The 19699-nt window shown below is 68.0% G+C and carries 23 protein-coding genes; 12 read left to right on the forward strand and 11 right to left on the reverse strand.

Annotated elements, in window-relative coordinates; translation table 11 throughout:
* Positions 1 to 14 precede the first annotated feature (14 nt).
* From ACK8HH_RS09885 to ACK8HH_RS09895, 3 genes are all read right to left on the reverse strand, one after another.
* Entirely contained in the window at positions 15 to 1718 is a 1704-nt protein-coding gene (locus ACK8HH_RS09885; RefSeq protein ID WP_411815465.1) for a flavin monoamine oxidase family protein, read from the reverse strand.
* Positions 1715 to 2599, reverse strand: a complete 885-nt coding sequence (locus tag ACK8HH_RS09890; protein WP_278127374.1) for a nitrilase-related carbon-nitrogen hydrolase — start codon at positions 2597 to 2599, stop codon at positions 1715 to 1717. The genes ACK8HH_RS09885 and ACK8HH_RS09890 overlap by 4 nt, the downstream gene beginning before the upstream one ends.
* 65 nt (positions 2600 to 2664) lie before the next feature.
* On the reverse strand, positions 2665 to 3165 hold the full coding sequence (locus ACK8HH_RS09895) for a hypothetical protein (protein ID WP_278127375.1): 501 nt from the start codon (positions 3163 to 3165) through the stop codon (positions 2665 to 2667).
* A 179-nt stretch (positions 3166 to 3344) separates the two neighbouring features.
* Between ACK8HH_RS09895 and speB the strand changes: the two genes are divergently transcribed.
* The 3 genes from speB to ACK8HH_RS09910 all read left to right on the forward strand — a co-directional run bounded on the left by speB (position 3345) and on the right by ACK8HH_RS09910 (position 5690).
* Positions 3345 to 4340, forward strand: a complete 996-nt coding sequence (speB, locus tag ACK8HH_RS09900; protein ID WP_278127376.1) for an agmatinase — start codon at positions 3345 to 3347, stop codon at positions 4338 to 4340.
* A gap of 87 nt (positions 4341 to 4427) precedes the next feature.
* The gene (locus ACK8HH_RS09905; RefSeq protein WP_199502569.1) at positions 4428 to 5186 is read left to right on the forward strand and encodes a sulfite exporter TauE/SafE family protein; all 759 of its coding nucleotides are present in this window, start codon (positions 4428 to 4430) and stop codon (positions 5184 to 5186) included.
* 51 nt (positions 5187 to 5237) lie between these two features.
* Complete coding sequence (locus ACK8HH_RS09910) at positions 5238 to 5690, forward strand: MarR family winged helix-turn-helix transcriptional regulator (protein ID WP_006895027.1); 453 nt, start codon at positions 5238 to 5240, stop codon at positions 5688 to 5690.
* A gap of 13 nt (positions 5691 to 5703) precedes the next feature.
* Here ACK8HH_RS09910 and ACK8HH_RS09915 read toward each other — a convergent pair whose 3' ends face one another.
* Positions 5704 to 6321 carry a TetR/AcrR family transcriptional regulator gene (locus tag ACK8HH_RS09915; protein WP_222111429.1) on the reverse strand — a complete coding sequence of 206 codons (618 nt, stop codon included), beginning with the start codon at positions 6319 to 6321 and terminating at the stop codon, positions 5704 to 5706.
* A 158-nt stretch (positions 6322 to 6479) separates the two neighbouring features.
* Between ACK8HH_RS09915 and ACK8HH_RS09920 the strand changes: the two genes are divergently transcribed.
* Positions 6480 to 8276 carry an acyl-CoA dehydrogenase gene (locus ACK8HH_RS09920; protein WP_278127377.1) on the forward strand — a complete coding sequence of 599 codons (1797 nt, stop codon included), beginning with the start codon at positions 6480 to 6482 and terminating at the stop codon, positions 8274 to 8276.
* A 22-nt stretch (positions 8277 to 8298) separates the two neighbouring features.
* On the opposite strand, the gene ACK8HH_RS09925 is transcribed toward ACK8HH_RS09920, so the two are convergent.
* A complete protein-coding gene (locus ACK8HH_RS09925) occupies positions 8299 to 8523 on the reverse strand; it encodes a CDGSH iron-sulfur domain-containing protein (protein ID WP_081598062.1) in 225 nt (74 codons plus the stop codon).
* Between the two features lie 90 nt (positions 8524 to 8613).
* Between ACK8HH_RS09925 and ACK8HH_RS09930 the strand changes: the two genes are divergently transcribed.
* From ACK8HH_RS09930 to ACK8HH_RS09950, 5 genes are all read left to right on the forward strand, one after another.
* Positions 8614 to 9606, forward strand: coding sequence for an iron-containing redox enzyme family protein (locus ACK8HH_RS09930; protein WP_278127437.1), 993 nt, complete (start codon positions 8614 to 8616; stop codon positions 9604 to 9606).
* Positions 9603 to 10349, forward strand: coding sequence for a methyltransferase (locus tag ACK8HH_RS09935; RefSeq protein ID WP_006895031.1), 747 nt, complete (start codon positions 9603 to 9605; stop codon positions 10347 to 10349). The genes ACK8HH_RS09930 and ACK8HH_RS09935 overlap by 4 nt, the downstream gene beginning before the upstream one ends.
* Complete coding sequence (locus tag ACK8HH_RS09940; RefSeq protein WP_006895032.1) at positions 10346 to 10855, forward strand: GNAT family N-acetyltransferase; 510 nt, start codon at positions 10346 to 10348, stop codon at positions 10853 to 10855. Before ACK8HH_RS09935 ends, ACK8HH_RS09940 begins: the two co-directional genes overlap by 4 nt.
* A gap of 80 nt (positions 10856 to 10935) precedes the next feature.
* Complete coding sequence (gene bluB, locus ACK8HH_RS09945; RefSeq protein WP_006895033.1) at positions 10936 to 11589, forward strand: 5,6-dimethylbenzimidazole synthase; 654 nt, start codon at positions 10936 to 10938, stop codon at positions 11587 to 11589.
* Between the two features lie 97 nt (positions 11590 to 11686).
* On the forward strand, positions 11687 to 12250 hold the full coding sequence (locus ACK8HH_RS09950) for a peroxidase-related enzyme (protein ID WP_006895034.1): 564 nt from the start codon (positions 11687 to 11689) through the stop codon (positions 12248 to 12250).
* 10 nt (positions 12251 to 12260) lie between these two features.
* Here the strand turns inward: ACK8HH_RS09950 and ACK8HH_RS09955 are convergent, their stop codons facing one another.
* Genes ACK8HH_RS09955 through ACK8HH_RS09975 form a run of 5 tightly spaced genes read right to left on the reverse strand, consistent with a single transcriptional unit; the run spans position 12261 to position 16700 of the window.
* The gene (locus tag ACK8HH_RS09955; protein ID WP_278127378.1) at positions 12261 to 12998 is read right to left on the reverse strand and encodes a 1-acyl-sn-glycerol-3-phosphate acyltransferase; all 738 of its coding nucleotides are present in this window, start codon (positions 12996 to 12998) and stop codon (positions 12261 to 12263) included.
* A gap of 54 nt (positions 12999 to 13052) precedes the next feature.
* Positions 13053 to 14057 (reverse strand): glycine betaine ABC transporter substrate-binding protein, encoded by a 1005-nt coding sequence (locus ACK8HH_RS09960; protein WP_278127379.1) that lies wholly within the window; start codon positions 14055 to 14057, stop codon positions 13053 to 13055.
* The gene (locus ACK8HH_RS09965; RefSeq protein ID WP_006895037.1) at positions 14054 to 14824 is read right to left on the reverse strand and encodes an ABC transporter permease; all 771 of its coding nucleotides are present in this window, start codon (positions 14822 to 14824) and stop codon (positions 14054 to 14056) included. The genes ACK8HH_RS09960 and ACK8HH_RS09965 overlap by 4 nt, the downstream gene beginning before the upstream one ends.
* Entirely contained in the window at positions 14824 to 16056 is a 1233-nt protein-coding gene (locus ACK8HH_RS09970) for an ABC transporter ATP-binding protein (protein WP_278127380.1), read from the reverse strand. The genes ACK8HH_RS09965 and ACK8HH_RS09970 overlap by 1 nt, the downstream gene beginning before the upstream one ends.
* Positions 16053 to 16700: an ABC transporter permease gene (locus tag ACK8HH_RS09975; protein WP_174302276.1), complete on the reverse strand. Its 648-nt coding sequence runs from the start codon at positions 16698 to 16700 to the stop codon at positions 16053 to 16055. Before ACK8HH_RS09975 ends, ACK8HH_RS09970 begins: the two co-directional genes overlap by 4 nt.
* Positions 16701 to 16947: 247 nt before the next feature.
* On the opposite strand from ACK8HH_RS09975, the gene ACK8HH_RS09980 reads away from it, so the two are divergent.
* The gene (locus tag ACK8HH_RS09980) at positions 16948 to 17388 is read left to right on the forward strand and encodes a MarR family winged helix-turn-helix transcriptional regulator (protein WP_045538462.1); all 441 of its coding nucleotides are present in this window, start codon (positions 16948 to 16950) and stop codon (positions 17386 to 17388) included.
* A gap of 12 nt (positions 17389 to 17400) precedes the next feature.
* Here the strand turns inward: ACK8HH_RS09980 and ACK8HH_RS09985 are convergent, their stop codons facing one another.
* Positions 17401 to 18255, reverse strand: a complete 855-nt coding sequence (locus ACK8HH_RS09985; RefSeq protein ID WP_278127381.1) for a MarR family transcriptional regulator — start codon at positions 18253 to 18255, stop codon at positions 17401 to 17403.
* Between the two features lie 112 nt (positions 18256 to 18367).
* Here ACK8HH_RS09985 and ACK8HH_RS09990 point away from each other — a divergent pair, with 112 nt between their 5' ends.
* Together ACK8HH_RS09990 and ACK8HH_RS09995 are read left to right on the forward strand one after the other, a co-directional pair.
* Positions 18368 to 19153: an SDR family oxidoreductase gene (locus tag ACK8HH_RS09990; RefSeq protein ID WP_045538464.1), complete on the forward strand. Its 786-nt coding sequence runs from the start codon at positions 18368 to 18370 to the stop codon at positions 19151 to 19153.
* A gap of 56 nt (positions 19154 to 19209) precedes the next feature.
* On the forward strand, positions 19210 to 19695 hold the full coding sequence (locus ACK8HH_RS09995) for a nuclear transport factor 2 family protein (protein ID WP_062367712.1): 486 nt from the start codon (positions 19210 to 19212) through the stop codon (positions 19693 to 19695).
* The last annotated feature ends 4 nt before the right edge of the window (positions 19696 to 19699 follow it).

The raw sequence follows: 19699 nt of genomic DNA on the forward strand, positions 1-19699 counted from the left end.
GCGTGGCCACGCGGTCACGTGACATCGGGCAGGCGGATCGGTGCCAACTCGGCGAACCTGTCCCCCGGCCCGGGATTGCGACGATCACACCGCCCACCGAGGTGGTGCATCACGCCCCACACGGCGTTGAGCGCGGTCTGCACCGCGCCCTCCGCCCATCCCGCCGTCCACGCGACGTCGTCGCCGGCGAGGAAGACACCGCGATGACCGGGCGCGAACCCCTCCTGGACGAAGTGCGTGAACAGCCGTTCCTGATAACGGTAGTGACCGGGCAGATTCGCGCGGAACGCACCCATGAAGTTCCGCTCCACCTCCCAGGAGATCGTGAGCGGTGGCGCGATCACATGACTGCGGATGTCGAGATCGGGATAGATCGACGACAACGAGTCGAGCATGAGATCCATCCGCTCGGAGGCGTCGAGCGGGATCAGCTTCAGCGAGTCGTCGGCCCACGTGTACGACAGGCAGATCACCGCGGGACCGTCGGAGGACTCCGGCTCCCCGCTCCCGGCGAGCGGACCGTCGAACAGGTACACGCCTCGGGGCATGCGATCGGTGAGCGTCATGCTCATCCGCGGATAGCCGGTCGACGGATCCAGCTCACGCCAGAAGGGCCGGTCCACCAGAACGAACACTTTGCTGGAACCCATGTAGTGAGTCCGCTCGATGGCACTCCAATGCTCGGCGGCGAACAGTGACTCGTCGCATTTGACGGTGCTCAGCAGCAGCCACAGTGGCGCCGTGTACACCACCGCCGGATAGTCGGCGATGCCGCCGCCGGCATCGGTGACCGTGATCCGGTGGGGATGCGTGCGCCGCATCTCGACCGCGGCCGGACGCGGGCGACCGCCGTTCAACGACGCCGGCGACGTGCCCGCCGGCCAGTGCGCGGCACCGGGAACCGCCGCCGACCACAACCGGACGGGCAACTGCTGCGCCCCGCCGACCACGCCCCGATGGTCCTCGTCGGCCGCCGTCGCGACCACCCACAGCACCTCGAGGATCGAATTGGAGAAGTCGGTGTCCCACCCGCCGGTTCCGAAACCCACTTGACCGAACAACTCTCGGTCCGCGAACGACCGCAGTTGTGCGGAGTCGACGAGGAAACGGTAGAAGGTGGTGTCGTCGTAGCGCTCCACGAGCGGGTGCCACAGCGCCGCCACGGCCGCGGCGTCCCGTGCCCGGATCGCCGACCGCAGCGCACCGAGCCCGGCGCCCGCCTCGAGTGCGGCCTCCCAGCCGCGGGCGACACGGCCGAACACCGGCGGCAGATCGTCCAGCGACCGCCCGTGAACGGTGACGCCCTTGAGGTCGATGACCGTGTCCGGTGTACACGGCGCCAACGGATTCGGGAACGGCACAGTGCCCACGCCTGCTTCGTCGAAATAGCCGAACAGCGTGGTGGAGGACGGTGGAAACCGCATGGCGCCCAGCTCAGCGATCGCTCCGGGATGACCGTCGAACGACGCCGACCGCATACGGCCGCCGATCCGGTCGGGCTCGTACAGCACCGGCCGCAGGCCCATCCGAGTGAGCTCACGCGCCACGATGACGCCCGACAGCCCGCCTCCGATCACGGCGACCTGCGTCCCGAGGGCTTCTGCGGGAACCGCACCGATCCCGGCGGGGTGCGCACGGAAGAGGTCGTACGGGAAGGGGAAGTCGGGTCCGATCATCGACAGCGGGGTTCCGCCCTCCGGTGCGACCGGGATGCTCACCGCGATCGCCTCCCGGCGTCGTGCGGATCGGGACGCCGACGCGGATCGCTCGCCCCGTACAGGTCGGCGCGACGATCGCGCAGGTAGCGATTATGGCGGCGCGAACGCTCCAGACGCTCCGGCTCCAGATCCACCAGCAGCAGTTCGGCGCCCTCGCCGGCACGGGCCAGCTCGACGCCGTCCGGTGCGATCGCGCACGACCGACCGCAGTACCGGACGGCCGCACCGGCACCCTCGGCGTCCGAGACCGGGCCCACCCGGTTCACGTAGGTGAGGAACATCTGATTCTCGATCGCCCGTGCCGGAACGAGCGTGGTGGCCACGTGATCGTCGGGCTGCGCGAGCGCTGTCGGCACCAGAAGCCAGTCGGTACCCGCGAGGGCGTGCGCACGCGCGGCCTCCGGGAACTCGACGTCGTAGCAGACGAGGATTCCGCAGGTCAGCCCGCCGAAGGCGAACTGCTCCACCAGCCGATCGCCTGCGGTGAACGGAGTGTCGTCGGGCGCGGAGCCGACCGGCGTCCCGACAGCGGGCCGGTACAGGTGCGTCTTTCGGTAGTGCGCGCGCAGGGTGCCGTCGCGACCCACCACCGCCGCCGAGTCGAACACCTCGCCGCCGCGTCCGCGCTCGGCGTACCCGTAGGCGATCGCCAGGTCGCATGCGTGAGCGGTTTCGGTCATCAGCCGGCCGATCGGTCCGCGCCCGGTTCCCTCGGGCCGCGGCTCGGGCGCCAGGGGACTCCGGTATGCGGTGAGCGTCAGCTCGGAACAGACGAGGATGCTCGCGCCGGCCTCCTGCGCGGCGACGGCCACCGCGGCGACCTCCGACGACGCGGCCGGCAAGCCGGTCGACGCCGGACCCTGAAACAGTGCCGCTCGCATCGTGCGCCTCCCCCGCCGCCGCGTGAATGAGGACAGGTGGTGAACCGGCCGCCGCCGTGGCGGGGCTACTCGGCGGAGTCCGCGGGCTCCGCGGTCCGGCAGCACGTACGGCGAGTGCGCATCCCGCCCGACAGCGCCGCGTCGATGAGCAGACTGGTGCCGATCCCCAGCATCCACGAATCCTTCGCGACCGGTATCCCCTGCTGTGTCGGTCGCAGCGACCCGTCCTCGTGCATCGCGGGCGTCCGCACGTACATCGTCAGCAAGCCGGAACTGAACGCGGTGAGCGCCGCGCCCGCCACCGCGGTCGGCACCCACGGCGCCAGCAGCGCCGATCCGACGCCGATCTCGGCGACGGCGAGCGCTTTGCCGAACAGTCCCGGCCGCACCTGCCGGACCGCCGGGAACGCGTTGGCCGCCATGCCTTGGAGACCGGCGGCTGCTTCGTCGTCGAGGGAGAGCTTCCCGATTCCCGAGTTGAGGATGAAGGCGCCGGTCGCGAGCCGCAACGGCAGTCGGCGCAGTCGGTCGGTGACGGTGGGTGCGGTGCTGGACGTGTCGTTCACTGGTGGCTCCTCGCTGCTGTTCGACGGCGGTCTCTCTGTGGACGAGGCCACCTTCCATCTCACCAGAATCGGGAGGCGGGACGCGGCGCTTCCGGTGATCGGGTCGCGATGCCGAGCACACAGAGGACAATCAGGGCTGGACGATCAGGACTGGACAGTCGCGACGGGAGGTGGACGCGATGTCGGATTCAGCGAGTTCGCGTCCGAAGCACTCGGAGGCCGGAGAGCCGATCGGTCCGGTGGATTCGACGGTGATTCCGAGATTCGCCGGACCGACGACCTTCGCCAGACTCCCCCGACTCGATCAGGTGCCGCCGGAGGCCAGACGCGACGGCATCGCGATTCTCGGAGCGCCCTTCGACGCGGGGACGTCGTACCGGCCGGGCGCGCGGTTCGGGCCGGCGCACATCCGTGCCTCCTCGAAGCTGCTCCGGCCATTCCACCCGGGACTGGGCGTATCGCCCTTCGACACCCTGCAGGTGGTGGACGCCGGCGACGCCACGCTGAATCCGTTCGACATCGCCTCAGCGCTCACCGAGCTCGACGCCGCGGTGTCGGAACTGCGCGCGCAAGACCTGCGGGTGATCACTCTCGGCGGCGACCACACCGTCGCGCTCCCGATTCTGCGGGCGGTGGCGCGCGACGTCGGCCCCGTGGCGGTGGTGCACTTCGACGCTCATCTGGACACGTGGGACACCTACTTCGGCGAGGCCTACACGCACGGCACACCGTTCCGCCGCGCGAGCGAGGAGGGCCTGATCGATGTGGACCGCTCCGTGCACATCGGGACCCGCGGCCCGCTGTACTCGCCACGAGATCTCGACGAGGACGCACGGCTCGGATTTCGGGTGATCGCCGCCGACGAGTACGAAGCCGGCGGCGTCGCCGCAGTGTCCGGTCTCCTGCTCGACCGCATCGGCGCGGGTCCGGTGTACGTCTCCGTGGACATCGACGTCCTCGATCCCGCGCACGCGCCGGGCACCGGAACGCCCGAAGCGGGTGGACTCACCTCGCGGGAACTGCTGTCCACCCTGCGTTCGCTCGCCGGTCTGGACGTGCTCGGTGCCGACGTCGTGGAGGTCGCGCCGGCCTACGACCACGCCGAGATCACCGGAATCGCCGCCGCGCACATCGTGTACGAACTGCTCGCCGTGATGGCCGCACGCGGCGCGTGACCCCGGCGCTCGGGTCCACTCGACGGGCACTACCCTGTCGGTGGTCCGAAGCCCGATCTCTTCCTCGAGGTGTTGACTCTGTCCGGAATGGCTGTCCCCGTCCTGATCGCGCTCGCAGTCATCGGATTCGTCGGCGGAGTGGGGATCACGGCGCTCGGACCGGGCGGAGTACTCCCGACCATCGGGCTCTTCGCGCTCACCGGTCTGGCGGCACCGACCGTCGCGGGGACCGCCATCGTCACACACGTGGCGACGGGTGTGGCGGGCACGGCGGCCTACCGGCGTTCGGGCGAGCTCCGCAGACCCGCGACGCGTCGCACCGCACTCGCGCTCGGCGGTACCGCGTTGATCGGCACGCCGATCGGAGTGTGGGTCAATTCCCTTGTGTCCCAACGGGTATTCGGTATCGTTCTAGCCGTCCTGGTGGCTGTGGCCGCGGTGTCGATCTGGGTGCGCGAGTATCTCGGGGCCGACGCCGCGAGCGACCGCCATCCGCACGTCGCCGTGGTGGCACTGCTCGGATTCACCGTCGCGGTGTTCAGCGGCATCGTCGGGATCGGCGGTCCGATGCTCACCGTGCCGCTGCTGATCGCCTGCGGCGTCCGAGTGCTGGAGTCACTCGCGGCCGCCCAGGTCCAGTCGATCGTCATCGCGGTCGTCGGGTCGGTCGGATACGCGGCGCAAGGGGCGATCGATTGGCCGCTCGCGGCCCTGATCGGCGTTCCCGAACTCGCGGGAGTGCTGGTGGGATGGCGCGTCGCGCAGGCCCTGCCGACGCGCGTGCTGAAGATGGCCCTGACGGCGGCCCTCCTCGCCCTCGCGCCCTACCTGGCACTGACCGCCTGATGCCGACAGGGCCAGTAATTGCATAATCAACTAATTCGGTAAGGTCGACGTATGAACTCTCCACGATGGCTCTCCGACGAGGAACAGGCGGCATGGCGCGCCTACCTCGACGCGACCCGGCTGTTGATGAATACGCTCGACCATCAGCTCGTCCGGGACGCACAGCTGTCGCTGACCGACTTCTCACTGCTCGTCGCCCTCTCCGAAGCGCCCGGCCGCCAACTGCGGATGAGCGGTGTCGCAGACGCTGTCGCCACGTCGCGAAGCACCGTCACCCGAGCGATGAACCGCCTGGTCGACAAGGGGTGGGTGGAGCGAATCCCGTGCGTCGACGACCGCCGCGGAGCCTGGGCGCATCTGACCCCCGCGGGTCTGGCCAAGCTGGTCGACGCCGCACCGGCGCACGTCGACGAAGTCCGCGAGACGATGATCGACGTGCTCAGTCCCGCCGAGTTGAACGTCCTGGCGACGAGTTTCCAGAAGATTCGCGACCGATTGAGCTGAGCCTCACCCGCGACTACCGTGCCGCCCGGGCACCCACGATCCGTAGCGCGACCTCCGCGTAGTCGTCGGCGAGATCGTCCGCGTCGGCGTGATTCCTGACGGGAAACCATCGGCTCACGTCGATCCCGAGGGACGTCAGGGCGAGTGTCACGGTCGAGACGTCACCGAAGGAGAACTCGCCCGAGGCGGCGCCGGCTTCGGCGATCTCGGTGAACACTCTCGTGGTCGCGCGTCGCAGACCGGCGATCAGTTCGAAGTGATCGTCGGTCAGCGCCCGCAGTTCGTACTGGATGACGCGAGCGATCGCCCGGTTCTCCGCATGCCACCTCACGAACGACGCGATGGCGGCCCGGAGCCGTTCGGTCGGCGACCGCGCCGGATCGTCCGCGGCGAGCAGCGCGTCCAGAACCGCCCGATGGCCTTCCATCGCTATCGCGAAGAGCAGCGACTCCTTGGTCTTGTAGTGGGGATACACCGCGCCGGGACTCATGCCGAGACTCGCAGCGATCTCACGGGTGGTGGCCAGGCCGTAGCCCTTCGCCGCGAACACCTCGCAGGCCGCCCGCCGGATCCGTGCGGCGGCTTTCGAACCCGGTACGCCGTCGGCCGGACCGGGTGCGGTGGCGGTCATCGAACTCTCCTGTCTCCGGTCGGGATTGACACGGCGCACACAGTCCTGAAATATGCATATGCATAGTTTCTATGCGTTTGCATAGTACATGACGCCGGCCGGAGTGACAGGGCCCCGAGTCGTACGTCGCCCGGCCCCCGACCGATCGGAACCCTCCCATGACGCACGCTCTCTCTCGCCGCGACCTCGACTTCCTACTCTACGAGTGGCTCGACGTCGAATCCCTGACCTCCCGCGAACGGTTCGCCGATCATTCCCGAGAGACTTTCGACGGCGTCCTCGACCTCACGGCCGACCTCGCCGACAAGTACTTCATCCCCCACAACCGGCTCGCCGACGCCTCCGAGCCGACGATGCGTCCGGACGGCACGGTCGAGATGATCCCGGACGTCCAGCGCGCACTGGCGGCGTACGCCGAATCCGGGCTGATCGCCGGACCGTTCGACCACGAGGTCGGCGGCATGCAGTTGCCGACCACCCTCGCGCGGGCCTCGATGGCCTGGCTGCAGGCCGCCAACGCCGGAACCTCGTCGTACGCGCTGCTCACCGCGGCCAACGCGGCACTTCTGGCCGAGTACGGCACGCCTCAACAGATCGACACCTTCGTCCGGCCCATGCTCGAAGGACGATGGTTCGGCACCATGTGCCTGTCCGAACCCCAGGCCGGATCCTCGCTGGCCGACATCACCACCCGCGCCGAACGCAGGCCGGACGGCACCTACCGGGTCGTCGGATCGAAGATGTGGATCTCTGGAGGCGATCACGAACTGTCGGAGAACATCGTCCACCTGGTGTTGGCCAAGATGCCGGGCGGCAAGCCCGGTGTGCACAGCATCTCGCTGTTCATCGTGCCGAAGTACCTGCCCGGCGACGACGGCGGCCGCGGCGAGCGCAACGATGTCACGCTCACCGGGCTGAACCACAAGATGGGCAATCGCGGCACCGTCAACACGGCGTTGGCCCTCGGTGACGGCACCCATCGACCGGGCGGCGAGGCCGGCGCGGTCGGCTATCTCGTCGGTGAGGAGCACCGCGGGCTCTCGTACATGTTCCACATGATGAACGAGGCGCGGATCGGCGTCGGCTTCCTGGCGACCGCACTCGGGTACGTGGGATATCTCAAGGCCGTCGACTACGCGGCCGGGCGCACTCAGGGCCGCCCGATCGGCGCCAAAGATCCGGCCGCGCCGCCGGTCCCGATCATCGAGCACCCGGACGTCCGCCGCATGCTGCTGGCACAGAAGGCCTACGTCGAAGGCGGTCTGGCACTGGGCCTGTACTGCGCGAAACTCGTCGACGACTTGGACACCGCCGCCGACGCGGAGACCGCAGCCGACCTGGAGTTGCTGCTCGACGTCCTGACACCGATAGCCAAGAGCTGGCCGTCGCAGTGGTGTCTGAAGGCCAACGATCTGGCGATCCAGGTGCACGGCGGTTACGGCTACACCCGCGACTACGACGTCGAACAGCACTACCGCGACAACCGCCTCAATCCGATCCACGAAGGCACGCACGGCGTTCAGGGGCTCGACCTGCTCGGCCGCAAAGTGATCATGCGGGACGGCAGGGGGCTGAGCCTGCTCGGCGCGCGTATCTCCGCGACCATCGACGCCGCCCGCGGTCGCGGCGGCACCGCGTCGGCGTTCGCCGACGGTCTCGACGACGCCTGGCGGCGGGTGGTCGAAGTGACGGGGACCCTGTGGGCGGACGGTGATCCCGCTACGGCACTGGCGAACTCCTCGGTGTACCTGGAGGCCTTCGGTCACGTGGTGGTCGCCTGGCTCTGGCTCGACCAGTATCTCGCGTGCGAAGACCGGTCCGGCGACTTCTACGACGGCAAGAGGATGGCCACGCGCTACTTCTTCGCCCACGAACTCCCGCAGACCGGACCGTGGACGGCCCTGCTCGCGTCTCTCGACGACACCACCGCGGTCATGGAACCGAACTGGTTCTGAATCGGTCCGTCCGTCGCCTCGGTCACCGTCCGGGGCGGGTCCGCACTTTGTGCGAGCCGTCGCACATCGGGGCGATGGTAGACCGGCCGCATCGGCAGAATGCGACCGTGCGCCGGCGGGGCGAATAGGCGGTACCATCGGGCTTGATCACCGAAATCGGCCCGCGTACCAATAGCGGCCCTGAAGGACATGGAATGACGGTGACGTCATCGTCCCGATGGTCGCCGCCCTGATCGTTGGAGGTCATTTGTCCTCAATTCCTGGGAACGTGCGGAATTCATCGCTCAGCGCGAGCCTACTCACCTCGGACGACGGCGCCAACGGTTCGCAGCCGCGCATGCCGATGCCCGCGCCCCGCGGCCCGGTGAGCGCGGCACTGGCCGAACTGCTGCTCGATCTCGACGGTCCGGCCGAGCCCCTCTCGGCCGCGGTCGCCGCACATCGCAGTCCCGTGCTGGACGACGAAGACGCCCAGCTCACCCTGACGATGCTGTATGAACTGCACCTGCGCGGCATCCGCGGCGTCGACGATCGGGCGGAGTGGGACCTGCGACTGCTCGAGGTGCGCGGCGAACTCGAACAACGTCTGGAATCGGAACTGAACGCGTTGGTCGGCCCGATCGAGGACCCCGACGACGTCGTGGAAGCGTTGTTCCAGGCGAGCGCGGACGACGACGGTCCGCCGCTGGCGGCATTTCTCGCGCGGTCGGGAACCGTCGATCAATTCCGGGAACTCGTGATTCACCGATCGCTGAACCAGCTGCGGGAAGCCGATGTTCACACGCTGGGCATTCCGCGCCTGGGCGGCGCACCCAAGGCTGCGCTGATCGAAGTGCAGTGCGATGAATACGGCGGCGGCCGACTCGATTACATGCATGCCACTCTGTGGGCCGATCTGATGCGGGGAATGGATCTGGATTCCGGATACGCCGCATATATCGACAGCATTCCGGCTCCCACCCTGGCGGCCGTCAACACACTCTCCTATTTCGGCCTCCACCGCGGAAGGGTCCGCGAACTCGTCGGACATCTGTGCATGGTGGAGACCACGTCGTCACTGCCGAGCCGGCAGTACAGCCGTGGCCTGCGCCGCCTCGGATTCGGGCGCCCGGTTCGGCTGTTCTTCGACGAACACGTCGAGGCGGATGCGGTGCACGAACAGCTCGTCGTCCGCGAGGTCGCCGGAGCGCTCGGCGACACACCCGACGGCCGCATCGGCCTCCTGCGCGGCGCACTGACCTGTCTGGCGGTGGAACGGCTGGCCGCACAGCACATCTGGGCCGCGTGGGAGGCGGGCCGGTCGTCGCTGCGCGTGGGGTCCGCCCGGTGATCGGCCGATGGGCGGTCGGCGAGGCCACCGCCGGCCGGATCCTCGGGACCCTGCCCCTGCCCCAGCCCACCGTGACCGCGCCGACGGGCGTGTACCGGCCGTCGGTCGACTCGGCGATGCTGTGCCGTCGAATGGTGAACCACATGCAGACCCACCCGAAGGGCGTGACCTCGGTGATCGAGCTGTGCGCTGGGAGTGGAATCGCGTCGGTCTACGCCGCTCTGGCCGGCGCCCGCGTGACGGCGGTCGACGACACCCGGGAATCGGTCGAGGCGGTCGCGGTCAACGCGGCGTCGAACGATGTGACCGTCGACGTCGTCCGCTCCGATGTCCGCGCACTCCCTCGGCTCGATCCCGCCGACCTGGTGGTCGCCAACCCGCCGTATGTCCCGGCGCCCGCGCACATGCCCGACGGACACGCCTGGAACGCCGGACCGAACGGCAGGAGCGTGGTCGACTCGATCATCGGCGTGCTGCCCGAGCTCGTTCGGCCCGCGGGTGCGGCACTGCTGGTCCAGTCGGACGTCTGCGGTGTGACCCCCACCCTCTCCGGACTGGCGGACCGGGGCTTCGACGCGGCAGTCACCGACGAAGTCGTTGTCGACTTCGGTCCGGTGATGCACGAGCGCGCGCTCTGGCTGGAATCGCAGGGCTTCATCGAACCGGGCGAACGCACCGAGCGCGTGGTGGTGATACGAGCCGTGCGGTCGACGTCGGCCGTGCCGCGGGGAGCGTCGCGATGACCGGGGCGTGGTCGGTGCGCCCGGAGGGCGACGGCGACGCGCAGGCGGTTCATGCGGTCAACGCAGCCGCGTTCCCGACGCCGGCCGAGGCGGATCTGGTCGACGAACTGCGTCGCGACCCGGCGGCGTGGATCGACGGGCTGTCGTATGTCGCGGAACAGGACGGCGAGATCATCGGGCACGCCCTGCTCACCCGGGCGACCGTCGGAGGAACGCCGGTATTGGCCCTCGCACCGTGTGCGGTGGTTCCGGCACAGCAAGGCACCGGCGTCGGAACGGCGGTGATCTCAGCACTGCTCGACGCTGCCCGCCGGATCGGCGACGAGACCGTCGTCGTCCTCGGCCATGCCGACTACTACCCGCGGTTCGGCTTCGTTCCCGCGTCCCGATTCGGTATCTCGGCGCCGGTCACGGTACCCGACGACAGCTTCCTCGCACTGCCGCTGACCGCAGCGGCGCGCGTCCCCTCCGGAGTCATCGCCTATCCGGCGGCCTTCGGCCTCTGACCACGATCGGAGTCTCCGGACGATCACCGGCCGGCGTGCAGCCGATACCATTGGCCCGGAGATCCGACGAGAGGCAGACGATGACCACCGCGCCCGAAGCCGAGGGCAGTTTCGGCGAGCAGTTCATCGAAGAGTTCGACCGACTCCTCCGCTGGCGCCGCGACGTGCGACGCTTCCGGACCGACCCGGTCGAGCCGCGACTGATTCAGGAGATCGTGGCCGCCGCCGAACTGGCGCCGTCCGTGGGCAACAGCCAGCCCTGGCGATGGGTCGAGGTCCGGTCGCCGGAGCTGCGGGCAGTGGTGAAATCCACCTTCGCCCGGTGCAATGCGGAAGCACTGGAGGGATACCGCGGCGAGCGTGCCCAGCAGTACGCCTCGCTCAAACTCGCCGGGCTCGATCAGGCACCTGTCCATCTCGCGGTCTTCAGTGAGGACCACCCGCAGCAGGGACACGGCCTCGGTCGTCGAACCATGCCCGAGACCCTCGCCTACTCCGTGGTCACGGCGATCAGCAGTCTCTGGCTCGCCGCCCGCGCCCGCGGCATCGGCGTCGGCTGGATCTCGATCGTCGAACCCGACGAGGTGCATCGGGCCCTCGGCGTTCCGCCCGGGTGGCGATTCGTCGCCTACCTCTGCATCGGCTATCCGGAAGAGGTGAACTCGGTGCCCGAACTCGAACGCGCGGGCTGGCAGGCCCGGACCGACCCGGAGACGCGCTACTTCATCCGCTGACTCGCCTAATCGGTACCGATCACTCGTTCGGTCGTCATACGATCGCCAGGGCCGCGCATTTCGGCGGCCGGACGACGTGCTGCGAGAGGAATTCCCCATGACCGACCGAATCACCGCGCTCGATCTGCCCGCCGGAGAACTGAGCGCCGACACGCTCAAGTACTTCGACGTCTGCCGCGAGAAGCTCGGGATGGTCCCGAACGTCCTGCAGGCGTACACCTTCGACGAGACCAAGCTTCGCGCCTTCACCGCGATGTACAACGACCTGATGCTGGCCGACTCGGGACTGTCGAAGCTGGAACGCGAGATGATCGCCGTCGTCGTCTCGTCGATCAACAAGTGCTATTACTGCCTCACGGCGCACGGAGCCGCCGTGCGCCAACTGTCGGGCGATCCCGAACTGGGCGAACTGCTCGTCATGAATTTCCGGGCCGCCGATCTGTCCGATCGTCACCGTGCGATGCTGCTCTTCGCCGAGAAGATGACCGAGCAGCCCTCGAAACTCGACGCCGCCGATCGAGAGGCGTTGCGCGCGGTGGGCTTCACCGATCGCGACATCTTCGACATCTCGTCGACCGCGGCGTTCTTCAACATGACGAACCGGGTGGCGAGCGGCATCGACATGCGTCCCAACCCGGAGTACTCGGCTCAAGCGCGATGACGTCCCGGCATCACCCGATCTGCAGCGACGCATGGGCGGCCGTGACGGCGCGCTGCAGTTCGGCGGCGACCAGCCGGGTCGTCTGCGCCGGAGTGGCCGCAGCGACCGCATCGAGTGCGATCGGGTCGCTGAAGACCACCACCGGGCGGTCCTGGTCCGGATAGGCGATGCCCGCGCACACCAACCACGGCCGACTCCCCTTCTTCAGTGCCCCGCTCGCGATGTGGCCGACTCCGCTGCTGACCTTCTGAAGCAGCCGGGGATCCTCCTCGTTGCACGTGCCCTCGGGGAAGATCGCGATCGAGTCTCCCCGACCCATCCGCTCGATGCAGACGTCCATCATCTGCTTGCCCGCGGTGGCCGCGGCGCGGAGACCGTGGTCCTTCTGACGGAAGACCGGAATGCCGCCGAGGTCGTCGATCTTGCGGCGACGGTCCGGATCGTCGAAGAGTTCGTCTTTGGCCAACACACGCATCCGCCCGATCCGCGGGCGCAGCGGCGACAAGAAGCCGGATGCGGCAAGGATGAACGGATCGGTCTGGCGCACGTGATTGGCGGCGATCACCAGCGGCACCTCGCTTCGCCGGACAACAGCGCGCAGACGGTCGTGCGCGTCGTCTTCGAAGCGAACACGCGGACGGTGTCGAGCCGCCAGTACGCCGTACATGGCGAGCGCCTTCATCCGGCTCTGACGGTGGTCGCTGTAATACCGGTACACCTCGTCGGCGTTCTCGAGCGTTACGTCCATGCGAGCTACGGTACCGTAACTTACGGTTCCGTAACCACGGGGAACAGCGTCGAGTCAGACTTTGACGAAGCCGTTCTCGACCAGCCAGTCGCGCGCGACGTCGGCCGGCTCGCGTCCGTCCACGTCCACCTGACGATTCAGCTCGCTGATCTGCTCCGACGTCAGCTTCGCCATCACCGGCGCCATCACCTTCGCGATAGACGGGAACTGTTCGTTGACATCGGAACGCATGGTGACCGCCGCGTTGTAGTGCGGGAAGAACTGCTTGTCGTCCTCCAGCACGTTGAGGTTCAGTGCCTTGATCCGGCCGTCGGTGGTGAAGACCTCTCCGAACACGCAATTCCCGTTGGCGACCGCCTGGTAGATGATGCCGGTCTGCAGGATCTGCATCTGCACCTGCGCCGGATCGAACCCGTACTTGGCGGCCATACCCGGGAAGCCGTCCTGCCGGCTGCGGAACTCGGTCTCGACGCAGGTGGTCGCCGCCGCGGGATCCTTCTTCACCAGCGCGGCGTAGTCGGAGATCGTCTTGACACCGGTCTTCGCGGCGTTCTCTTGATTCACCGCGAGGGCATAGGTGTTGTCCATCGGCGCCGGGTCGATCCAGACGATGCCGTTCTTCGCCAGATCCGCGTCACGGACGGCCTCGAACTGCTTGGTGGAGTCCGGGATCGGCTGTTCGTTGCCGAGATAGTTGATCCAGCCGGTACCGGTGTATTCGATCGTCACGTCCACCTGTCCCGCGGCCATCGCGTCGCGTGCGCTGTTGGATCCCTGAATGTTGGTCAGATCGCGGACGTTGGCGCCTGCGGCGGCGAGGGAGAAGCCGAGGATGTACCCCAGGATCACCTGCTCGGTGAAGTCCTTGGAGCCGACCGTGATGGTCTGTCCCTCGAGATCGGGCTGCACGGTGATCGAACCCGGCTTCACCGGCAGCGGAAGCGCACCGCCCGACTGCAGACCGCAGGCCGCGGCACCGAAGACGAGGGCGGCCACCGCGATCAGCGCGACGAGCGAGCGCAGTGGGCGGCGTGCGGCCGCGGGCAGGTGCGGTGTCATCGCAGCCCCTTGGGTCCGAGGTACCGTTCGGCGAGCGCGCCGAACCAGTCGACGACGAGCGCCAGCGCGACGGCCAGCACGGCTCCGACGACCAGTGTCACGTTGTCGCGCAACTTGTAACCGGTGTCGATCAGGATGCCCAGTCCCCCGGCGTCGACCAGGAAGCACAGGGTCGCCGTGCCGACCGCGAGCACCAGCGATGTCCGCAGGCCGGCGAGGATGAAGGGCACCGCCAGCGGCAGCTCCACCTGGGCCAGCACTCGCGGCTCCGACATCCCCTGTCCCTTGGCGGCGTCGATTGTCGCCGCATCGACCTCCTGCAGGCCGAGCATGCTGTTGCGCAGCACCGGGAGCAGCGAATAGAACGCGATCGGCAGCACGCCGATCCAGAAGCCCGTCGTGGCGGTCCAGAGGAAGAAGAGCACCAGCAGACCGATCGCCGGCGCCGCCTGCCCGATGTTGGCCACGCCGATGAAGAACGGTGCCAGCCAGCGGAATCGACGTCGTGTGACCAGCACGGCGAGCGGTACCGCCACCACGACGACGATCGCGGCGATCGCGACGGTCAAGGCCAGATGCTCACCGACGAGCTGCCCGATGTACGACGGATTGATGGTCGCCTTCTGGGTGGCGGTCAGGTCCCGGGAGAAGGCCCAACCGAGCACGCCCGCCGCGAGCAGCACCGCGATCGTCGGCTGAATCCACAGCTGAAGATTGCTGGCCCTCCCGGCACCGGTCTCCTTGGACACCGCCTCCGCGCTGGTCATCAGCTGGTGCCTTCCGGCGAGGCGTCCGCGGTCAGGTCCGCAGCTGGGTCATCGGCGTGCGGGTCGACGATCGCGGGACTGCCCTCGTGCTCCTCGCGCAGCGCGCGAATCGAGTCGATCAGCGTCTCGATGGTGACCACACCGACGTAGCGGCCGCGGGCACCGGTGACCACGGCGGACGCGTTACGTTCGGCGAGGATCGCTTCGAGCGCGTCCTGGAGGGTCGAGCTCGTGGCGACCGTCTCACCGAGCGGGATACCGACGCCGCGAATCGACGATGCGCCGACCAGGTGCCGCCCGTCAGTCCACCGGATCGGCCGGTCACGGCTGTCGAGGATGATTCCCCAGTCACTGCCGATCCGTGCAGCGAAGTCGGCGGCCGAATCTCCTTCGTGGGCCGTCGGCCGCTGCTCGATGTCCACGTCTCGCACGCGCAGCAGGTTGAGCTGCTGCAGCGACGCACCGGAGCCCACGAAGCCCTCGACGGTCTCGTTGGCGGGGTTGGCCAGAATCGCCTCCGGCGAGTCGTACTGCAGCACCTTCGAGCGCGCGCCGAGCACCGCGATCTTGTCGCCGAGTTTGACGGCCTCACTGAAGTCGTGGGTCACGAAGACGATGGTCTTGCGGAGTTCCGCCTGCAACTGCATCAACTGGTCCTGCAGGACGCCTCGGGTGATCGGGTCCACCGCGCCGAAGGGCTCGTCCATGAGCAGGACCGGAGGATCGGCGGCCAGGGCTCGCGCGACGCCGACGCGCTGCTGCTGTCCACCCGAGAGCTGGCGCGGATACCGACCGCCGAATTCGTCGGCGTCGAGGCCGACCATGTCGAGCAGTTCGTCGACTCGGTCGGCGATCCGCTTCTTATCCCATCTCAGCAGCTTGGGCACCACGGCGATGTTCTGTGCGACCGTCATGTGCGGGAAGAGGCCACCTTGCTGAATGGCGTACCCGATGCTCTGTCGCAGTTTGTTCGCGTCGATCGAGAGTGCGTCCCGGCCGCCGATGGTGATTCGGCCGCTCGTCGGCTCGATCAACCGATTGATCATGCGCATCGTCGTGGTCTTACCGCTGCCGGACGGCCCGACGAAGACCACGACCTCGCCTGCCGGAATGGTCAGAGAAACGTCTTCGACAGCAGGTTCGCGCTGGCCGGGATAGATCTTCGAGACATGCTCGAGAACGATCTCGACTCCGGAGATCTCATTCTCTGCGTCATCTTTGCTGTGGGTCAACGGATCCCTTTCGACGTTGTCAATCGGCCGATCAGGACATAGATCCCGTCGAGGATCAAAGCCAGGATGACGATCAACACGGTGCCCGTCAGCGCCTGCGGAATAGCCGTGGGGCTACCGACGCGCGACAGACCGGAGAAGATGAGATTGCCCAGGCCGGGGCCCTTCGCGTAGGCCGCGATCGCCAGGATTCCCATCGCCATCTGCGTCGCGACACGCATGCCGGTGAGGATCGACGGCCATGCCAGCGGCAACTCGACCCGCGTCAGCACGCGGAGACGACTCATTCCGATGCCGCGTGCGGCATCGGTGACCGCGGGGTCGACCGCGCCGAGACCGACGATGGTGTTACGCACGATCGGCAGAAGCGAGTACATCGTCAGCGCAATGACGGTCGGCGGAACACCGAGGCCCACTATCGGAATGAGCAGACCGAGAAGTGCGAACGACGGAATGGTCAGAATGGTGCTCGAGAGCGCCGTTGCGATAGCCGAGCCTCCGGGGCTGCGATATACCGCGATTCCGACGCCCACTCCGATGATCGTCGCCAGGAGTAGACACTGAATCACTGCGCTGACGTGCAAGTAGGAATCGACCACAAGTTGCGACTTGCGGCTCGATATGAAATCCCAGATCCCGTTCAGAACAATTCCCCTCTATTAGCGTTTTCACCGTAGCGCATATCGGCGGACGGTTCGCGCGGTCACGGTGTAATCGCAGGTCAGAACCTAGCGTCGCGCACCGATTCCGACAGAGCGCAAAGGAGCGACGTTCACACTTCGGCGGCGGCTGCGGGCGTGGAGACCCCGCCGGTGGCCGCATACGCGACCCGAGCCCTCCGGGAGCCTCCGACTACCATGCGTGGGAACGGTTCATCGGAGGAGGCAGCAGGTGTCGGACAACGAGGAGCAGCTCGTCGACGTGCGTTCGCTGCACCACCGGCTCGTGCGGATCAATCGAGTGCTGCGGGTGGCCGGTTCCGGTTCCGGTCTCAGCGCTGGAACCGCCGCGGCCCTGTGGTCGATCACCCAGCACGCACCCCTTCGGCTGTCCCGGCTGGCCGAGATCGAATCGGTCTCCACCCCCGCCATCTCGCGGATCGTCACCGGCCTGGAGGATATGGGCTACGTGGAGCGGCGACCCGATCCACTCGATGCGCGGGCCCGACTGCTCTATCCCACCGAATCGGGGTGCGAAGTGGTCTCGACGACGCGGAACGCCCGGGTGCGGCGGATCGCCGAGGCTCTCGAGACGCTCGAACCGGCCGACCGGCAACTCGTCGAGCGCGCCTTCGAACTCCTCAGCGACGCCTTGGCGGCGAGTGAAGTCTGAGCCGCCGCCGGATCAAATGAGTGCCGAGATCCGGTCCGCCGCCTCGACGAGCGCGGTCACGAGCCTGCGACGCTCGCGACCGTCCACCGCCGATTTGAGCACCCCCAGCTGCAACTCGAACTCGGCCTGGTCGCCGACGAAGACCGGTGCTGCGAGATAGCTGATCGGCTGCGCGTCAGCGCCGTCGAGTTCGTCGTCGGAATACGCACGCGACGACAATTGCGCGAGCCGACGGGTCGCCGTGTGGCGGAGCGCGGGGTCGATGAGAAGCGGACCCACCGCGCCGAGCAACTCGGCGAGCACCTCGACGAGCATCGCGTCCGACGACTCCGGGCGGTACGCCGCGAAACCGCGCCGACGTACCGATTCGAGCAGGAGCCTCCGTCTCGGACGGTCTCGCTCGCCCAGCCAGGCCTCCTGGTCGGCCTCCCGCCAGGCCATCGCCGCGGCCCCGACGGGAAAGACGATCGCCAACGACTGGCCGAGCCCCAGTCCGGGAACCGGCCGCACCTCGCTGTGCCGTTTGGCGACGACGGTCATCGCGCCGGGCGCCATCCGCGCGAGCGTCACTCCGCAGTCGGTGGCCGCGACGAGTTCGTCGAGAACCTGCGCCACGTCCGGATTCGGCAGGTGAAGCGCCGGAGGCGAGACTCCGCCGAGTGCCATCGCCGCCGGGCCCAGCCGATAGGCACGAGAGGCGTCGCGCTCAGCCCACCCCGCGTCGTCGAGCTCGGCCAGGATCGCCGACATCGTGGCGCGGGCCACTCCCAGCTCGTCGGCGATCTCCGCGATGGTCTGCGGGCGCTCGACGCGGGCGAGAAGTTCGAGGGTGTCGATCACCCGGCGCGTCGGTGGCGATCCGGCCATGTGTGTCCTCCCCCGCATGCGGGCCGATCTTGTGTCGCGGCTCATACCCCGCTACCTTGTGACGGATATTCAATCACACCTATTCGAATATTCGATTCATGAAGGCGGTCCCATGAGCCAGACCCAGTCCCTCGAGGGCAGAACAGCGATCGTGACGGGTGCCGGCCGCGGCATCGGAGCCGGCATCGCGCTCGGTCTCGCGGAAGCCGGCGCCGACCTGGTGATCGCTGCCCGCAGTGCCGACCAACTCGAGCAGGTCGCCGACCGGATCCGGAGACTGGGCCGACGCGCGATCACCGTGCCCGCGAATGTCGCCGAAGACGACCCCGCCGATCTGGTCGACGCCGCCACGCGGGAGTTCGGTGCGCTCGACATCGTCGTCAACAACGTCGGCGGCGCCCTCCCGAAGCCCTTTCTGCAGACCAGCGTCAAAGCACTCGTCGGTGCCTTCGCGTTCAACGTCGGGACGGCGCACGCGCTCAATCTGGCGGCCGTACCGAGCATGCTGTCCAACGACCGCGGCGGTTCGATCATCAACATCACCTCGTCGATCACGACTCAGCCGGGACGCGGGCTGCTGGCCTACGGAACGGCTAAAGCGGCCCTCGCGCACTACACCCGGATGGCCGCGCAGGACCTGTCGCCGCGCATTCGGATGAACGCCATCGCACCCGGCACCATCAACACACCCGCGCTCGGTTACGTCGCCGAGGACGACGCGATCCGCGAGGAGATCGTCAGCCGCACCCCGCTGCGCCGACTGGGTGTGCCGGACGACATCGCCGCCGCCGCGGTGTTCCTGGCAGGCGACGGCTCGGCGTACATGACCGGCAAGACCATCGAGGTGGACGGCGGTCTCATCGCCCCCAACATGGTGATGCCGCTCCCCGATCTCTGACCGCCCGCCCCATCACCGGCCGACGACCTCCCGCCGACAGCCCCTAGGACTCCCCCATGACGATCACCACCGCCGACGATCTGCGCGCCATCGAGACCGTGAAGTACCGCTACCTGCGAGCCGTCGACACGAAGGACTGGTCGGCGCTGGCCGACACGCTCACCGACGACGTGCACGCCGAATACGGATCGCAGGTGAACGGCCGGCCGCTGACCTTCGACGACCGAGCCTCTCTGGTCGCACATCTGAGCACGATCATGGCTCCGACCATGGTGACCGAGCATCGCGTCGACCATCCGATCATCGAAACCGACGGCGACACCGCCACCGGCAGCTGGTACCTGCAGGACCGCGTCATCGTTCCGGAGTACGACGTCATCATCATCGGAGCCGCGTTCTACCGCGACGCCTACCGGCGGACACCCGACGGCTGGCGCATCAGTTCCACCGGATACGAGCGCACCTTCGAGGCGCGAGGCAGTCTGTCGGCGGCCCGGATGCACGTGGAGCAGGGACCGGCCGTCCACCGGCCCGCGACGTAGCGCG

Origin of the sequence: Gordonia sp. LUNF6 (genome assembly GCF_047041125.1) — a bacterium.
Taxonomy (GTDB): domain Bacteria; phylum Actinomycetota; class Actinomycetes; order Mycobacteriales; family Mycobacteriaceae; genus Gordonia; species Gordonia sihwensis.

Excerpts from the sequence above, each read along its gene's own strand:
- ACK8HH_RS09890 (WP_278127374.1), bottom strand. The coding sequence starts at position 2,599 with ATGCGAGCGGCACTGTTTCAGGGTCCGGCGTCGACCGGCTTGCCGGCC.
- speB (WP_278127376.1), top strand. The coding sequence starts at position 3,345 with ATGTCGGATTCAGCGAGTTCGCGTCCGAAGCACTCGGAGGCCGGAGAG.
- ACK8HH_RS09905 (WP_199502569.1), top strand. The coding sequence starts at position 4,428 with ATGGCTGTCCCCGTCCTGATCGCGCTCGCAGTCATCGGATTCGTCGGC.
- ACK8HH_RS09910 (WP_006895027.1), top strand. The coding sequence starts at position 5,238 with ATGAACTCTCCACGATGGCTCTCCGACGAGGAACAGGCGGCATGGCGC.
- ACK8HH_RS09915 (WP_222111429.1), bottom strand. The coding sequence starts at position 6,321 with ATGACCGCCACCGCACCCGGTCCGGCCGACGGCGTACCGGGTTCGAAA.
- ACK8HH_RS09920 (WP_278127377.1), top strand. The coding sequence starts at position 6,480 with ATGACGCACGCTCTCTCTCGCCGCGACCTCGACTTCCTACTCTACGAG.
- ACK8HH_RS09925 (WP_081598062.1), bottom strand. The coding sequence starts at position 8,523 with ATGACCTCCAACGATCAGGGCGGCGACCATCGGGACGATGACGTCACC.
- ACK8HH_RS09930 (WP_278127437.1), top strand. The coding sequence starts at position 8,614 with ATGCCGATGCCCGCGCCCCGCGGCCCGGTGAGCGCGGCACTGGCCGAA.
- ACK8HH_RS09940 (WP_006895032.1), top strand. The coding sequence starts at position 10,346 with ATGACCGGGGCGTGGTCGGTGCGCCCGGAGGGCGACGGCGACGCGCAG.
- bluB (WP_006895033.1), top strand. The coding sequence starts at position 10,936 with ATGACCACCGCGCCCGAAGCCGAGGGCAGTTTCGGCGAGCAGTTCATC.
- ACK8HH_RS09950 (WP_006895034.1), top strand. The coding sequence starts at position 11,687 with ATGACCGACCGAATCACCGCGCTCGATCTGCCCGCCGGAGAACTGAGC.
- ACK8HH_RS09955 (WP_278127378.1), bottom strand. The coding sequence starts at position 12,998 with ATGGACGTAACGCTCGAGAACGCCGACGAGGTGTACCGGTATTACAGC.
- ACK8HH_RS09960 (WP_278127379.1), bottom strand. The coding sequence starts at position 14,057 with ATGACACCGCACCTGCCCGCGGCCGCACGCCGCCCACTGCGCTCGCTC.
- ACK8HH_RS09965 (WP_006895037.1), bottom strand. The coding sequence starts at position 14,824 with ATGACCAGCGCGGAGGCGGTGTCCAAGGAGACCGGTGCCGGGAGGGCC.
- ACK8HH_RS09985 (WP_278127381.1), bottom strand. The coding sequence starts at position 18,255 with ATGGCCGGATCGCCACCGACGCGCCGGGTGATCGACACCCTCGAACTT.
- ACK8HH_RS09990 (WP_045538464.1), top strand. The coding sequence starts at position 18,368 with ATGAGCCAGACCCAGTCCCTCGAGGGCAGAACAGCGATCGTGACGGGT.
- ACK8HH_RS09995 (WP_062367712.1), top strand. The coding sequence starts at position 19,210 with ATGACGATCACCACCGCCGACGATCTGCGCGCCATCGAGACCGTGAAG.